At 72.6% G+C, this 15,864-nt stretch carries 13 protein-coding genes; 2 read left to right on the top strand and 11 right to left on the bottom strand.

The features are described 5' to 3' along the window. Nucleotides 1-154: 154 nt before the first annotated feature. The 3 genes from ABZ956_RS14630 to ABZ956_RS14620 form a co-directional block, all read right to left on the bottom strand. Nucleotides 155-2,002: a PQQ-binding-like beta-propeller repeat protein gene (locus ABZ956_RS14630; protein WP_361892161.1), complete on the bottom strand. Its 1,848-nt coding sequence runs from the start codon at nt 2,000-2,002 to the stop codon at nt 155-157. 217 nt (nt 2,003-2,219) lie between these two features. After that, a complete protein-coding gene (locus ABZ956_RS14625) occupies nt 2,220-4,022 on the bottom strand; it encodes an ABC-F family ATP-binding cassette domain-containing protein (protein ID WP_361892158.1) in 1,803 nt (600 codons plus the stop codon). A 128-nt stretch (nt 4,023-4,150) separates the two neighbouring features. After that, nucleotides 4,151-5,770 (bottom strand): FG-GAP-like repeat-containing protein, encoded by a 1,620-nt coding sequence (locus ABZ956_RS14620; protein WP_361892155.1) that lies wholly within the window; start codon nt 5,768-5,770, stop codon nt 4,151-4,153. A gap of 289 nt (nt 5,771-6,059) precedes the next feature. On the opposite strand from ABZ956_RS14620, the gene ABZ956_RS14615 reads away from it, so the two are divergent. Next, on the top strand, nt 6,060-7,643 hold the full coding sequence (locus ABZ956_RS14615) for an FG-GAP-like repeat-containing protein (RefSeq protein ID WP_361892152.1): 1,584 nt from the start codon (nt 6,060-6,062) through the stop codon (nt 7,641-7,643). Nucleotides 7,644-7,726: 83 nt separating this feature from the next. Here the strand turns inward: ABZ956_RS14615 and ABZ956_RS14610 are convergent, their stop codons facing one another. The 8 genes from ABZ956_RS14610 to ABZ956_RS14575 form a co-directional block, all read right to left on the bottom strand. Next, nucleotides 7,727-8,635 (bottom strand): 4-(cytidine 5'-diphospho)-2-C-methyl-D-erythritol kinase, encoded by a 909-nt coding sequence (locus ABZ956_RS14610; protein WP_361892150.1) that lies wholly within the window; start codon nt 8,633-8,635, stop codon nt 7,727-7,729. Then, nucleotides 8,632-9,513: a 16S rRNA (adenine(1518)-N(6)/adenine(1519)-N(6))-dimethyltransferase RsmA gene (rsmA, locus tag ABZ956_RS14605; RefSeq protein ID WP_361892147.1), complete on the bottom strand. Its 882-nt coding sequence runs from the start codon at nt 9,511-9,513 to the stop codon at nt 8,632-8,634. Before rsmA ends, ABZ956_RS14610 begins: the two co-directional genes overlap by 4 nt. After that, entirely contained in the window at nt 9,510-10,967 is a 1,458-nt protein-coding gene (locus ABZ956_RS14600) for a ubiquitin-like domain-containing protein (RefSeq protein ID WP_361892144.1), read from the bottom strand. The genes rsmA and ABZ956_RS14600 overlap by 4 nt, the downstream gene beginning before the upstream one ends. Nucleotides 10,968-11,060: 93 nt before the next feature. Further along, nucleotides 11,061-12,035 (bottom strand): TatD family hydrolase, encoded by a 975-nt coding sequence (locus tag ABZ956_RS14595; protein ID WP_361892471.1) that lies wholly within the window; start codon nt 12,033-12,035, stop codon nt 11,061-11,063. Nucleotides 12,036-12,094: 59 nt separating this feature from the next. After that, entirely contained in the window at nt 12,095-12,607 is a 513-nt protein-coding gene (locus ABZ956_RS14590) for a hypothetical protein (RefSeq protein WP_361892142.1), read from the bottom strand. A gap of 181 nt (nt 12,608-12,788) precedes the next feature. After that, entirely contained in the window at nt 12,789-13,649 is an 861-nt protein-coding gene (rsmI, locus tag ABZ956_RS14585) for a 16S rRNA (cytidine(1402)-2'-O)-methyltransferase (protein WP_361892139.1), read from the bottom strand. A gap of 35 nt (nt 13,650-13,684) precedes the next feature. Beyond that, a complete protein-coding gene (locus ABZ956_RS14580) occupies nt 13,685-14,173 on the bottom strand; it encodes a DUF6299 family protein (RefSeq protein ID WP_361892136.1) in 489 nt (162 codons plus the stop codon). Nucleotides 14,174-14,307: 134 nt separating this feature from the next. Continuing rightward, entirely contained in the window at nt 14,308-15,159 is an 852-nt protein-coding gene (locus ABZ956_RS14575; protein ID WP_361892134.1) for a DMT family transporter, read from the bottom strand. 198 nt (nt 15,160-15,357) lie between these two features. On the opposite strand from ABZ956_RS14575, the gene ABZ956_RS14570 reads away from it, so the two are divergent. After that, entirely contained in the window at nt 15,358-15,852 is a 495-nt protein-coding gene (locus ABZ956_RS14570; RefSeq protein WP_361892132.1) for a hypothetical protein, read from the top strand. Nucleotides 15,853-15,864 lie beyond the last annotated feature (12 nt).

The following is a 15,864-nucleotide window of genomic DNA, read 5'->3' as shown; positions in this document are numbered from 1 at the left end:
TTGTTCGACGTTCCGCGCCCCTTACCGGTGAGAAGTCCCCCGGAATGCCGAAATCCCTGCCAATCACGTGTACTTCGAGACTGAAACGGATCGTTCAGGCATGTACGCGCGACGGACAGGGATACGGGCTGGAGCGCTCGTCAAACGATCATTATCAGCTGCCGCCGAAGATCATCGCCAGATACTCCTTGCCGAAGCTCACCGACCTGGCCTTGTTGGCGTAGCTGCTGCCCAGGTACAGCCGGCCCTGCGACCACAGGCCGTAGTGGGAGCCGGGCGTGAGCCTGCGCTCGCTGTCGGCCGTGGCGGCCGGATTCTTCAGCAGCACATCGGTCTTGAACGACTTGGGATCGATCCGGACCACCTTGCCGCCCGCCTTGTAGGTGGGTTCCTGGTAGCCGATGGGGTAGCCGTCCTTGTCGGCGCCCAGCGGGATCAGCGTGGAGCCCGGGGTGCCCTCGGCCTTGCCCTTGGACTGGCCGGTGGCCAGGTCGAAGCCGACGATCTCGTTGACGCGGCCGACCTGCTGGGTGTTGCCGCTCGCGTGCTCCTCGGAGGGCAGGTAGAGCGTGTCCTTGGTGATGGCCAGTTTCAGGCAGCCCTCGACGTCCGTGGAGGGACACCTCGGCGTGAACTTGCCGTTCTCCGTGGAGATCTTGGAGCGCAGCTTGCCTTCCTTGGCGCTGTCGTCGATCACGAGGAAGTCGGAGGCGGAGCTGCCGGTGGAGCCGCCCGCGTCGACCGCGATGACGAGCGGGTCGGTGGAGGCGATGTGGACGTACTGCAGTCCGGCGGGGACCTTGTAGACCGACTTGACCGCGCCCGACTCCGGGTTGAGCGTCTGCACCTGCATCTGGGGGCGGGAGTAGTCGCCGCAGCGGCGCACCGCGACGAGCTTGCCGCCGCCGCCGTAGCCGTCGTCGCGGCAGTCCTCGCCGGGCTTGGGCTTCCACAGCTCCTTGCCGTCGGCCAGCGCCCAGGCGGCGCCGCCGCTGGTGCCGCCCGCGGCGACGGTGCCGCCGCCGACGGTGACCTCGTCGAAGCGGATGTCCTGGTCGCCCGCCTTGGCGGTCTTCTGCCAGAGCTTCTCGCCCTTGTTCAGGTCGATGGCCACGACCTGGGAGCAGGGGCCGCCGTACTTCTTCTCGGAGCTGGGCTTGCCGTCCTTGACGACCACGGCGGTCTTGCCGTCGGCCGTGGCCTGGCGGGAGGCCCAGCAGACCTCGCCGTCGAGCGGGATCTCCCACTTCTGGCCGCCGGAGAGGCCGTAGCCGACGAGCTTGTAGACGTCGACCTTGGCGTAGACCTGGTCGGTGACCCAGTGGCCCTTGACGCCGACCAGGTCGTCGACCGTGGGCTGGTCGACGCTGAACAGCAGCTTGCCGTCGACGGTCGCGGGCGCCTTGGCGCCGCCGTCGGCGCCGCCCTGCTTGCCGGCGTCCTGGCCGCCGGTCGTGCCCTTGGCCTCGTCGTCCTTGCCGTCGCCCTGGGTGGCGAACCAGACGCCGCCGCCGACGACCAGGACCAGCGCCACGACGGCGCTGATGATGATGGCCATCCGCTGCTTGGCCTTGCCGTCGCCGCCGGCACCGCCCGGGGCGCCGGGGAACGGCGCGGGGGGCGGGTACATGCCGTACTGCTGCGGCTGGGGCGGCTGGACCGCGCCGAAGGCCTGCGTGGCCATGTCCGGGGTGCCGGGGCCCGGCTGGGCCGGGTAGCCGTAGCCGGCCGGCGGCGGGCCCTGGGGTGCGCCCGGCGGGGGCGGCGGGGCCTGGGGGTAGCCGTACGCGGCACCGGCCGCGGGCTGGCCCGGCGGCGGGGGCGGAGCCTGCGGGTAGCCGTACGCGGGCCCGGCCGGGGGCGCGGCGGGGGGCTGTGCGGGCGGCGGGGCGCCGAAGCCGGGGGGCACCGGGCCGGAGGGGTCCTGTGGCGCGCCGAAGCCTCCGCCCGGCTGGGCCGGGGGGCCCTGCGGTGGCTGGGGTGGCTGGGGCGGCTGTGACATCAGCTTTCCTCTTTACGCGCGGGTCCAGGGCTTGAATCCGCAGGAATCCGGCCAGTGTGCGGCAGGCGAGCGGGTGTTCTTTGTACCACCCGGCGCCGACAGCCCAGGGGCCGATCTCAGACGTATCCACCACCTGAGACCGGCCCGTGACGAGACTGTTGCGCCTTATTGCGCCTTACGGTCCGTCAGTTGAACAGGGCGGCGCACCGCCCCGCCCTCATGCGTCCTCGGCCAGTTCCAGCCAGCGCATCTCGAGCTCCTCGCGCTCGCCGGCCAGTTCGCGCAGCTCGGCGTCCAGCTTGGCGACCGCCTCGAAGTCGGTCGCCTGCTCGGCGATCCGGGCGTGGAGCTTGGCCTCCTGCTCGCTGATGCGGTCGAGGCGGCGCTCGATCTTCTGCAGCTCCTTCTTGGCCGCACGCGCGTCGGCGGCGGGCTTCTTCGCGGCCGACGCGTCCACGACGGGGGCGGGGGGCACGGCGGCGTCGATGACGCGCTGCCTGCGCTCCAGGTACTCGTCCAGGCCGCGCGGCAGCATCCGCAGCGCCCGGTCGCCCAGCAGCGCGAAGACGCGGTCCGTGGTGCGCTCGACGAAGTACCGGTCGTGGCTGATGACGATCATCGAGCCGGGCCAGCCGTCGAGGAGGTCCTCCAGCTGCGTGAGCGTCTCGATGTCGAGGTCGTTCGTCGGCTCGTCCAGGAAGAGGACGTTGGGCTCGTCCATCAGCAGCCGCAGGATCTGCAGCCGGCGCCGCTCACCGCCGGAGAGGTCGCCGACGGGCGTCCACTGCTTCTCCTTGGTGAAGCCGAACTTCTCGCACAGCTGGCCCGCCGTCATCTCCCGGCCCTTGCCGAGGTCGACGCGGTCGCGCACCTGCTGCACGGCCTCCAGGACCCGCTTGGCGGGGTCGAGTTCGGCGACCTCCTGCGAGAGGTAGGCCAGCTTGACGGTCTTGCCGACGACGACCTTGCCGGCGGCGGGCTGCTTCTCGCCGTCGGTGCGGGCCGCCTCGGCGAGCGTGCGCAGCAGCGAGGTCTTGCCGGCGCCGTTGACGCCGACGAGGCCGATCCGGTCGCCGGGGCCCAGCTGCCAGGTCAGGTGCTCGATCAGCGACTTCGGGCCGGCCTGGACGGTGACGTTCTCCAGGTCGAAGACGGTCCGGCCCAGGCGCGAGCTGGCGAACTTCATCAGCTCGGCGCTGTCGCGCGGCGGCGGCACGTCCGCGATCAGCTCGTTGGCGGCCTCGATGCGGTAGCGCGGCTTGCTGGTACGGGCCGGGGCGCCGCGGCGCAGCCAGGCGAGCTCCTTGCGCATCAGGTTCTGGCGCTTGGCCTCCTCGGTCGCGGCGATCCGCTCCCGCTCGGCCCGCGCGAAGACGTAGTCGCTGTAGCCGCCCTCGTACTCGTGGACGGTGCCGCGCTGCACGTCCCACATGCGGGTGCAGACCTGGTCGAGGAACCACCGGTCGTGGGTGACGCAGACCAGCGCCGAGCGGCGGGCCTGCAGGTGCCGGGCCAGCCAGGAGATGCCCTCGACGTCGAGGTGGTTGGTGGGCTCGTCCAGGACGATCATGTCCTGGTCGGCGATCAGCAGCTTGGCCAGCGCGATGCGGCGGCGCTCGCCACCGGAGAGCGGCCCGATGACGGTGTCCAGGCCCTGCGGGAACGCCGGCAGGTCGAGCCCGCCGAAGAGACCGGTGAGCACGTCGCGGATCTTGGCGTTGCCCGCCCACTCGTGGTCGGCCATGTCCCCGATGACCTCGTGCCGCACGGTGGCGGCCGGGTCGAGGGAGTCGTGCTGGGTGAGGACGCCGAGCCGCAGGTGGCCGGCGTGGGTGACGCGGCCCTTGTCGGCGTCCTCCAGCTTGGCGAGGATGCGGATGAGGGTGGTCTTGCCGTCACCGTTGCGGCCGACCACGCCGATCCGGTCACCCTCGTTCACGCCGAGGGAGACGCCGTCGAGCAGCGCACGCGTGCCGTACACCTTCTCGACGGCTTCCAGATTGACCAGGTTGGCTGCCATGCCGCTCCTTGCTCTATGGGACTCCCTCCAGGATCCCACGCCCGGCCGGAGCCCCTGACCGGGGCGGTTCCCGGACCCAGGCCCGGGCCGGCGCCGGGGCGGCGGCCCGGGGACGGCGGCGGCCGGATTCAGATGCGGACGTCGGCGCCGCTGCCGGTACCGGTGGCGATACGGCCGTGGTCGGCCCAGCCGCCGCGCCCGTCGCCACCGCGGTTGATCCAGGCACGGACGGCGCCGTTGTCGTCGACGGTGACGTAATCGGCCCGGCCGTCGCCGTCGACGTCGGCGAAGCGCACCTGCGAGGCGGGGGCACCCACGCCCCCGGCGACGCGGCCCCAGCTCTTCCAGCCGCCGCGGCCGTCACCGCCGTTGTTGATCCACGCCTGGACGGCGCCGTTGTCGTCGAGGGCGAGGTAGTCGGCCTTGCCGTCGCCGTTGATGTCGGCGAAGCGGACCTTGCTGCCGGCGGCGCCCACGCCCCCGGCGACGCGGCCCCAGTCGGCCCAGCCGCCGCGCTCGTCGCCACCGTTGTTGATCCAGGCGCGGACGGCGCCGTTGTCGTCGACGGTGACGTAATCGGCCCGGCGGTCGCCATTGACGTCGGCGAAGCGCACCTGGGAGAGGGGGGCGCCCACGCCCCCGGCGACGCGGCCCCAGCTCTTCCAGCCGCCGCGGCCGTCACCGCCCTCGTTGATCCAGGCACGGACGCCGCCGTTGTCGTCGAGGGCGAGGTAGTCGGCCCGGCCGTCGCCGTCGACGTCGGCGAAGCGCACTCTGTCGCCGGGGACGCCGACGCCGGCGGCGATCTGTCCGTACTCGCTCCAGCCGCCGCGCTCGTCGCCTCCCTTGTTCACCCATGCCTGGACCGCACCGTTGCGCCCGACCACCAGGTAGTCGGCCCGGCCGTCGCCGTTGATGTCGACCCGGTGGTCGCCGGCCGGGAGGGGGTGTGCGGGGGCGGGCTTGACGTCGACGCGCTCGTGGATCCAGCCGTCGGCGGCGGCGCGGGAAAGGCCCGCGTAGAAGGCGTCGGCCATTTTGGTGAAGCCGGCGTCGTTGGGGTGGAGCCGGTCGGTGAGGTCGCGGGTGGTGACGGCCCCCATGTCCACGAAGCCGATGTTCAGGCCCTTCTTCCGTCGTTCCTCGACGAGGTGGGGTACGGCCGCGTTGAACTTCTCGACTCTTTTCTGTCCTTGGGCGTCCAGCGAGGGCACCAAGGAGGAAACGAGGACGGTCATGTGCGGGGCCGCGGTGGTGATCCGGTCGATCAGTGCGCCGAGCCGGGCGGGGGCGGCGTCGACGTCGGTGTTCCGGTCCATGTCGTTGGTGCCGATATTCAGGAGCACCACGTTGGGCCCGGCGGCGGCGAGCCACCGTTCGACGTTTTCCGACAGGTCGCCGATCTGCCAGCCGGAATGCCCTTCGTGGTCGGCGTCCCCGGTCCGTACGGAACCCACGAATTGCAGGTTTCCGGTGTGCGGGACGAGCCGGTTCCGGAGGTCGGCGCGGTAGCCGTGTCCGGTGGAGCTGCCGGCGCCACGGGTGATGGAGTCGCCCAGCGGCATCACGGCCAGCCGCGGCACCGTCCAGTTCTGCGGATCGGCGGGGGAGGCGCCTGCGGCGGGTACGGCCGGGGCGGCGACGGCGGTGGCGCCGGCAGCCACCGGGCCGGCCAGCAGGGCGGCCGCCACAAAGGGCACGGCCAGCCGGGCCGCGATGACGCGGCGGGAAGAAGTTGCGCGAATCATGTCCGTGGCTCTGTCTCGGGGTCGCCTTTCCGGCGCCCATTCCTCCTCTGCGACTTTTCTCGCCACAGAGGAGCCCATTGTCACAAACTTTGATCAACTCGCTTTACGGAACACGGAATTCCGCATTCCGCATTCCGTCACCCGCTCCCGGTGTGCACGGGCAGACCAGGTGATACGTTCTCGCTGAACCCGGACGTCGATCTCGCGCCCCTGATGGGCGCCATTTTTGCGTGCCCTCTCCCGGGGTTCCGACCGTGCAGTGAATTTCCGAGCCAGAAAGAAAAAGCACATGACTGCTGGACGTCCGCGCGCCGCGTGGGTGACAGGGCTCCTCGCGAGCGCGGCCACGGCGGGCCTGCTGACCGCCGCCCCCGCGCACGCGATCGTGGGAGAGACGGCCAAGGAGCCCTACGCGTTCACCGCGAAGCTGGACATCGGCGGCAAGCGCAGTTGCTCGGCCGCCCTGGTCGAGCGGCAGTGGCTGATCACCGCCGGCAGCTGCTTCGCCGACGCCGCCACCCCGGACGCGAAGGTCGCCCCCGGTGCGCCCAAGGTCCGCACGACGGCCACCGTCGGCCGCACGGACCTGTCGAAGGAGACCGGCGGCGTCGTGGACGTCGTCGAGCTCGTGCCGCGCGAGGACCGCGACCTGGTGATGGCCAAGCTGGCCCGCCCGGTCACCGGCGTCACCCCCGTCACCCTGGCCACCACCGCCCCGGTTCCGGGTGAGGAGCTGCGCAAGACCGGCTACGGGCGGACCAAGGACGAGTGGGTCCCCAACGCCCTGCACACCGCGACCTTCACCGTGGGCGCCGTGAACGCCACCTCCGTCACCCTCGCCGGCAAGTCGGCCGGCGCGGCCGTCTGCCAGGGCGACAGCGGCGGTCCGGCGGTCCGCGAGGCCGGTGGCCGCATCGAGCTCGTGGGCGTCAACAGCCGGTCGTGGCGCGGCGGCTGCCTGGGCATCCCCGCGAACGAGACCCGCACTGGCGCCGTCGACACCCGTGCCGACGACCTGGCCGACTGGGCCCGCAAGACCGTCGAGAGCCGCCGCCCGACGCCGCTGGGCGACTACCGCGTGGACTTCAACGGCGACGGCAAGGCCGACTACGTCGTCGTCGACGACAACAGCGCCGTCGACGTCTGGATCAACAACGGCGGCGACGGCCGCGGCGGCTGGGTCAGCTGGGGCCGCGTCGCCGCGGGCGTGGGCGTCACCGGCGACAAGGTCCGCTTCGCCGACATCAATGGCGACGGCAAGGCCGACTACATCGCCGTCGACGACAAGGGCGGGCTGCGCGCCTGGATCAACAATGGCGGCGACAACCGCGGCGGCTGGACCGAGTACGGCACGATCGCGTCCGGCGTGGGCGTGACCGCCGACAAGGTCCGCTTCGCCGACATCAACGGTGACCGCAAGGCCGACTACATCGCCATGGACGCCAAGGGCGGAATGCGCGCCTGGATCAACAACGGCGGCGACAACCGCGGCGGCTGGACCGAGTACGGCACGATCGCGGCGGGTGTCGGCGCCACCTCCGACAAGATCCGTCTCGCCGACATCAACGGCGACCGCAAGGCCGACTACATCGCCGTCGACGACAAGGGCGGGCTGCGCGCCTGGATCAACAACGGCGGCGACAACCGCGGCGGCTGGGTCGAGTACGGCCAGATGGCGTCCGGCGTGGGCGTGACCGCCGACAAGGTGCGCTTCGCCGACATCAACGGCGACGGCAAGGCCGACTACACCGTCGTCGAGGACAGCGGCGCCGTCCAGGCGTGGATCAACAACGGCGGCGACGGCCGCGGCGGCTGGATCAGCTGGGGCCGCATCGCCGCGGGTGTGGGCTACGGCTATACGGTCCGCATCTGACCCTGTGGCGGAACGCGAGGTGACGAAGGAGTGCGGCGCAGGTACCCCCCGGGGCGCCTGCGCCGCTCCACGTCCTCGCGTCGTCAGCCGGCGGGCAGTACGGTCGCGCCCGGCGCCGGGCCCGACGTCACCCGGACCGTGCGGCACGTGCCGGAGTCGCGCAGGGCATCCGCGACCTTCTGCGCGCCGGAGGCGTCGGCCACCAGGAACGCCGTCGTCGGCCCCGAGCCGGAGACCATCGCCGCCAGGGCGCCGGCCTCCGTCCCGGCCGTCAGCGTCGCGGTCAGCGAGGGCCGCAGGGAGACGGCGGCGGCCTGCAGGTCGTTGGTCATCGCGGCGGCCAGGGCCTCGGCGTCGCCCGTGCGCAGGGCGGCCAGCAGGGGTGCCGACGGCTCGGGGGCGGGGACCGTGGTGTCCGCCCGCAGGCGGTCGCACTCCGCGTACACCGCCGGCGTGGACAGGCCGCCGTCCGCGACGGCGAAGACCCAGTGGAAGGTGCCGCCGGTCTCGAGCGGGGTCAGCAGCTCGCCCCGGCCGCGCCCGAGCGCGGCACCGCCGACGAGGCTGAAGGGGACGTCGCTGCCCAGGTCGGCGCAGATCTCCAGGAGTTCCTCGCGGGAGGCGCCGGTGCCCCACAGGGTGTCGCAGGCCAGGAGCGCGCCGGCGCCGTCGGCGCTGCCGCCGGCCATGCCGCCGGCGACCGGGATGTCCTTGGCGATGTGGATGTGGACGTTCGCCTCGCGGCCGTGCCGGGCCGCGAGGGCGAGGGCGGCGCGGGCGGCGAGGTTGGTGCGGTCCAGGGGGACCTGGGCGGCGTCCGGGCCGGAGCAGGTGACGCGCAGTTCGTCGGCCGGGGTGACGGTGACCTCGTCGTAGAGGGAGACCGCCAGGAAGACGTTGGCCAGGTCGTGGAAGCCGTCGGGGCGCGGCGGGCCGACGGCGAGCTGGACGTTGACCTTGGCGGGGACGCGTACCGTCACGGCGGCGGTCACTGCGCGGCGCCCTTCTGCTCGGCGATGGCGATGAACTCGTGCACGGTCAGGGCCTCGCCCCGGGCCTGCGGGGAGACGCCGGCGGCGACGAGCGCGGCCTCGGCGGCCGCGGCGGAGCCGGCCCAGCCGGCCAGGGCGGCCCGCAGGGTCTTGCGGCGCTGGGCGAAGGCGGCGTCCACGACGGCGAAGACCTCTTCGCGCGAGGCCGTGGTCTCCAGCGGCTTGTCGCGGCGGACGAGCGAGACCAGGCCGGAGTCGACGTTGGGGGCGGGCCAGAAGACGTTGCGGCCGATGGCGCCGGCCCGCTTGACCTCGGCGTACCAGTTGGCCTTGACGGAGGGCACGCCGTAGACCTTGTTGCCGGGCCGGGCGGCGAGCCGGTCGGCGACCTCGGACTGGACCATCACCAGGGTGCGCTCGATGGTGGGGAACTGCTCGAGCATGTGCAGCAGCACCGGCACGGCGACGTTGTAGGGCAGGTTGGCCACCAGCGCGGTGGGCGGCGGGCCGGGCAGCTCGGTGACGCGCATGGCGTCGCTGTGGACGAGCGCGAAGCGGTCGGCGCGGGCGGGCATGCGCGCGGCGATGGTGGCGGGGAGGGCGGCGGCGAGCACGTCGTCGATCTCGACGGCCGTGACCCGGTCGGCGGCCTCCAGCAGGGCGAGGGTCAGCGACCCGAGCCCCGGCCCGACCTCGACGACCACGTCGTCGGGCCGCACCTCGGCGGTCCGTACGATGCGCCGGACCGTGTTGGCGTCGATCACGAAGTTCTGGCCGCGCTGCTTGGTGGGGCGGACCCCGAGGGCGGCGGCCAGTTCGCGGATGTCGGCCGGGCCGAGCAGGGCGCCGGAATCGTCTGTGCTGGGGCTGGAGCTCACCCGTGAAGTTTACGGCCGCACACGGGCCACGGACTCGCCCCCCGGCTGATGTACAGCTTCTTGGCCCGGAAGGTCTGTTCCTCGGCGGACGCGTCCTGGGGCCGGCCGCTGCCGCCGAGGGAGTGCCAGGTGCGGACGTCGAACTGGTACAGCCCGCCGTAGGTGCCGGAGGGGTCGACGGCGTGGGGCCGCCCGCCGGCCTCGCAGCGGGCGAGTCCGGCCCAGTTCAGGCCGTCCGCGCCCTGGACGGAGGTGGGGCGGGCCTTGGTGCCGACCTTCACGATCTGGGTGCGGGGCTCTCTGACGGTCTCCGAGGAGATCCGCTTGGGCTTCTGCTGGACTCCGTTGACGGTGCGCAGCTCGTAGGTGACGCGCTCGACGCCCTTCTCGCCGCGCTGGACGACGACCTCGGTGCCCTTGTGGAGCGTGGGGTCCTCGCGGCGCTCGGAGGTGAAGCCGATGGGCTCCTCGCGGACCTCGCGGCTGCCGGTGATGCGCATGACGGAGATCGTCTGGCCTTCGCGCGGGAAGCTGTCGGGGTCGACGGAGGTGGTGTCCTGGCCGCGCAGGGTGATGCCGGCCTGTTCGATGGCCTCGCGGATGGTGGCGGCGTTGGTGCGGATGGTGCGCTCGCGCCCGTCGGCCATGAAGGTGACGCTGCGCTCGGTGCGGACGTCGAGGTCCAGGCCCTGGCGTCCGATGCGGGCGGAGCGGGAGGCGGAGAGGTAGGCGCCCTCGGCGCGCACGCCGAGCTGGCGCAGGGCGCCGTCGACGGTGCGGGCGGTGGTCCACACCTGGCGGCGCTCGCCGTCGAGGGTGAGGGCGACGGGGCGGCCGTAGCGGATGATGACGCGGTCGCCGGTGGCCAGGTCGTGGTGGGGGCCGGGGGCGATGATGTCGTGCTCGCCGACCGCCATGCCCTCGTCGGCCAGTAGTTCCTCGACGTCGTCGGCGAAGGTGTGCAGGGTGCGGGCCTTGCCGTCGACGCTGAGCTGGACGGATTTGTCGCTGGCGATGAAGGCGGAGGTGCCGCCGGCGAGGAAGGCGACGACGAGGGCCTGCGGGAGCAGCCGGCGCAGCGGCTCGGTCCGCTCGCGGGTTCCGGTGCGCTTGCGGCGCTCCCCGGCGGCGGCCCGGCGCGCGGCGGCCCGGCCGCCGGTGCCGGGTGCGTCGTCGGCGCCCGTGCCGGGCTCGTCGTAGGGCGGGGCGGTGTCGTCCAGGACCACGGGGGCGACGGCCTGACGGGGCAGCTGGGGCTGCCCGAAGGGCTCGTACGCGTCGTACGCCTCGTAGGGCTCGTACGCCTCGTACGGCGCGGCGGGGGTCTCGTACGGCTCGTACAGTCCGTACGGCTCGGAGCCGTACGGATCGGGCCGCGCGTACGGGTCGTACGGCGGCGGCGTCTCCGTCGCGGCGCGGGGTGCAGCGTGGGGGCTGCCCTGTGCATGACTCACGACACTCCCGGGGTCCGGCTAGGCCCGGGACTGTAGCGGAGCCACCATCACCGACCAAAGTCGTATGGTCACAGGGTGTCGCGATTTCGGGGGTCAGTACCCGAAGGCGCGTGCGGTATTCGCGGCGACTGCCGTGGCCAGGGCGTCCTCGTCGATCTCCTTCATTTCGGCCATCGCCCGCAAGGTGACCGGAATGAGGTAGGGCGCGTTGGGCCGTCCGCGATACGGCATCGGGGTCAGGAAGGGTGCGTCGGTCTCGACGAGGATCAGGTCCAGGGGGGCGACGGCGAGGGCGTCGCGCAGCGGCTGGGCGTTCTTGAAGGTGATGTTCCCGGCGAAGGACATGTAGTAGCCGGCGGCGGCGCAGACCTTGGCCATCGCGGCGTCGCCGGAGTAGCAGTGGAAGACCACCCTCTCGGGGGCGCCCTCCTCCTCCAGGACGCGCAGGACGTCGTCGTGGGCGTCGCGGTCGTGGATGACCAGGGCCTTGCCGTGGCGCTTGGCGATGTCGATGTGGCGGCGGAAGGACAGTTCCTGGGCGGCCATGCCCTCGGGGCCGGTGCGGAAGTAGTCGAGGCCGGTCTCGCCGACGCCCCGTACCTGCGGCAGGCCCGCCAGGTGATCGATCTCGTCCAGGGCCGCGTCGAGGGCCGCCTGGCCTCCGGCCGGACGAGGATCGAGGCGGCTCGACCGCTGGGGTGTGGTCAGCGGCGAAGCCTGCTGACCGGGGGCCTGGGGGGCCTGCCCCCCGGAAGAGCCTTCCACCCCGTGCACGATGCGGGGTGCCTCATTCGGGTGCAGGGCAACGGTGGCCCAGACGGCGTCGTGCGCGGCGGCCGTCTCGGCCGCCCAGCGGGATCCGGCCAGGTCGCAGCCCACCTGGATGACCGTGGTCACCCCGACGGACGCGGCCTTGGCCAGGGCGTCCTCGACGGTGCCCGCCTGCATGTCGAGGTGGGTGTGGGAGTCGGCGACGGGCACGTTCAGCGGCGCCGGGAGCGGCGGGGGGACGTCCCTGTCGTCGTTCTTCTTCCGCCCGCCGTCAGCCGGGCCGCTGTTCGATGCCATCGCCTGTGCTGCCATGCACGCGATTGTAGGTTTCGCGCACGCCGGGCCCGCCCGTGGGTTTACTTGCGGTGGAAGGCCCTGAGCAGGTCCGACAGGTGCCAGTGGTGCTCTCGGGGCTTCGTCTCGCTCCGCTCGCCGCCCGCCTCGTGCCGTTCCTCGTGGGCCCTGGCTCCGCGCGGCTCGTGGGAGCCGCCGAAGTTCAGCGGTCCGGCGGCCGCCTGCAGGGTGGCCGGGACGGCGGTGCGCCCGGACAGGTGGAGGGCATCGGCGATTTCGGACACCTGCCCGGAGCGCATGATCCGTACCACGTGCTCGCCGCAGTTCACGCAGGTCGGACGGGCCAGGGGGGACGGTACGCGCCGGCCGTCCGCGTAGTAGGTGACGAAGGGCCGGCCTTCGGCGTCGGTGTAGTGCCGTATTTCGTACGACTGTTCCCAGCCGTGCCCGCATCGCATGCATGCGAAGGAGTAGGACTCATGGGCCGACTCGAACGCCGATGCACTCGTCCGGGTGATGGTGTGCGTTCGTGTCGCGGGCTGGGCACCGCTCGAAGCCCCTGCGATCTCGCTCATGGCAGCTCCCTCTTGTCCGCTGGACAAGTCTCTCCGGGACCGGACGTCCCACATCCAGGGAACGCCCTTCCCGGCGATGGCGCAGCAGCCTGACCCGCGAATTGGGACAAACTTGGCGACGTCATGCCCTAAAGCACCGGCTGCCATGCCCAAGCTTTGCTTTTCAGGTTAGCCCTTTACTTTACGATCGGTCCGGCTGTGTGGCATTTTTTGCCGCTACGACCGCATCGAACACCTCGCGCTTGGGCAGGCCCGCCTCCGCCGCCACGGCCGCGATCGCCTCCTTGCGGCGCTCGCCGGCCTCCTCCCGGACCCGCACCCGGCGGACCAGCTCGGCGGGGTCCAGCTCCTGCGGCCCGCGCTCGGCGGCGCCCTCCACGACGATCGTGATCTCGCCGCGCACGCCCTCGGCGGCCCACTCGGCCAGCTCCTTGAGGGGGCCGCGCCTGACCTCCTCGTACGTCTTGGTCAGCTCCCGGCACACCGCGGCCCGGCGGTCGGCGCCGAACGCCTCGGCCATCGCGGCGAGGGTGTCGTCCAGCCGGTGCGGGGCCTCGAAGTAGACGAGGGTGCGCCGCTCGCCGGCCACCTCCCGCAGCCTGCCGAGCCGCTCCCCCGCCTTGCGCGGCAGGAAGCCCTCGAAGCAGAACCGGTCGACCGGCAGCCCGGACACCGCCAGCGCCGTCAGCACCGCCGAGGGCCCCGGCACGGCCGTCACCTTGATGCCGTGCTCGACGGCCGCCGCGACCAGCCGGTACCCGGGGTCGGACACCGACGGCATGCCGGCGTCCGTGACCAGCAGCACCCGCGCCCCGCCCCGCAGGGCCTCGACCAGCTCGGGCGTGCGGGCCGACTCGTTGCCCTCGAAGTACGAGACGACCCGGCCGGTGGTGTGCACCCCCAGCGCCTGGGTCAGGCGGCGCAGCCGCCGGGTGTCCTCGGCGGCGATCACCTCGGCGGCACCGAGCTCGGCGGCCAGCCGCGGGGGCGCGTCGGCCACGTCGCCGATGGGGGTTCCTGCGAGTACGAGCGTTCCAGTCACGCCTCCATCCTCGCAGGGCCGCCGGGGCGGGGCGGCTACGGCCGGGTGGCGAGGGTGATGTCCCGCTTCTTGGCGACGGCGAGGAAGCGGGGCAGCAGGATCCCGTTCTTGTTCTTCCTGAACTGCATCAGCGTGCCGTCGGCCCGTGCCGGACCGGGGCGGTACTCCGCGCGGTACGGGCGGGCCGAGTTCCGCCACCGGTGCGGGTTGCCGTCGCAGACGGCCGCGCTGCCGCCGATGCCGGTGACCCGGCCGCCCTGCATGAGGTTGGTGGCGACGAGCACGGTGCCCGTGGGGTCGCCGGGCAGGAGGGTGCAGCGGTAGCTGCCGGTCATGGTGATCGTGCCGTCGGGGGCGATGTGGGCGACGGGGTCGATGGCCAGGATGTTGCGGGGCGGCGGCGGGGGCGCGGCGGTGGCCCCGGCGACGGGCGCGGGGGCGGGGGCGGCGGCGGTCAGGGCCACGGCGCCGAGCGCGGTGACGGCGACGGCGGTCGCCTTCCGGACGCGGGTGCGGATGCGCATGGGGGTCGGTATCCCTTTGTCGGGCTGCATGACGTGACGACGTGCCAGGAATACCCGACCGCACCGGCGGGGTGTCCGCACCTCACCCGGTCGGGGGCGCGTCAGGGGTCCGGGAGCCGCCCGTTCGCCCCTGCTCAGCCGGAGTGCAGCATCAGCCCGATGCCGGCGACCATCAGCGCGGCCGCCACGATCCGGGGGGTGCCGAAGCGCTCCTTCATGAAGAGCGCGCCGATGGCCGCGCCCACGAGGATGGAGGACTCGCGCAGCGCCGCGATCGGGGCGAGCGCCGCCTTCGTCTGGGCCCACAGCACCAGCCCGTAGGCGAAGACGGACAGCAGTCCGCCGAGCAGCCCCCGTGCGGCGAAGGGGCGGATCTCCGCCAGGAAGCGGCCGCGCCGGGCGGTCAGGGCCCAGGCGGGGATCACCACGCCCTCCAGGATCATCAGCCAGCCGATGTAGCCCAGCGGCGAGCCGGAGGCCCGTACGCCCAGGCCGTCGACGACCGTGTACGCGGCGATGGCCAGCCCCGTCGCGACGGCCGCCCCGATCGCCGCCCACTGCGGCCGGGCCCCCGAGCCCCGGATGCCCCACACCGCCAGGCCCACGAGCCCCGCCGAGGCCACCGCGACGCCCGCGAGCTGCCAGCCACCGGCGAACTCGCCCGCGAAGACCGCCGCCAGGGCGGTCACCGCCAGCGGGGCCGTGCCGCGCGCGATCGGGTACATCTGCCCGAAGTCGCCGAGGCTGAACGAGCGCATGAGCAGCGCCTGGTAGACGACGTGCAGCACGGCCGAGAAGACGAGGTACGGCCACGCCCCGGCGGCGGGCGCCGCGACGAACGGCAGCAGCGCCGCCCCGCAGACCGCGCCCCCGCCGCCCACCAGCGTGAAGGCGAGGAGCTGGTCCTTGATGCCGTGCGCTATCGCGTTCCAACTGGCGTGCGTGACGGCGGCGATGAGGACGGCGGCGGCGACGGTGGGTGTCATGCGTGACGCCATATGTGTACGGGTGTCTTCACAACGGCTGACGCTAGCGGTAGTTGCATGGACCACGCGATGTTGTGTCCATCACCCGCATCTCCCGTACCTCACCTCACCCCATCAGGTGGTTTGCGCATTGGAGTGCGCCAAACGGTGCAAGGCATGTGGCCGAGAAGGCAGTTGATCACAGAAAGGACCACTGCCATGCGCCATCACCTGACCAGGATCCTGTTCTCCGCACTGGGCCTCTGCGCGGTCGCGACCGGGGGCACGGCCGTCGCGGCCGGCGACACCCCGACGCCCGCCACGCTGCAGATCGCCAAGACCGCCGACCGCTCCTCCGCGCACCCGGGGGACACCGTGCACTACAAGGTGACGGTGACCAACAGCGGCTCGAACCCGATCGCCGGAGCGAAGATCACCGACAACCTCTCGGGAGTCCTGGACGACGCCACCTACAACCACGACGCCGCCGCCGACGCCGGCACCACCGCGTTCAGCTCGCCCGACCTGACCTGGACGGGCGACCTGGCGCCGGGGGCCAAGGCCACGCTCACGTACTCGGTGAAGGTCAGCCACCCCGCCACCGGCAACAAGCAGCTCAGCAACAAGGTCACCTCCGATACCGCGGGCAGCAACTGTCCCTCCGGCAGCACCGACCCGGGCTGCTCCACGAGCACGTCGGTCTCGGCCGGCTGACGACCGCGGCCC

The sequence above is a fragment of the Streptomyces sp. NPDC046261 genome, assembly GCF_040646235.1.
GTDB lineage: Bacteria > Actinomycetota > Actinomycetes > Streptomycetales > Streptomycetaceae > Streptomyces.
Note: the sequence above shows the minus strand (reverse complement) of the source record. Positions and strands in the feature narration are given on the sequence as shown.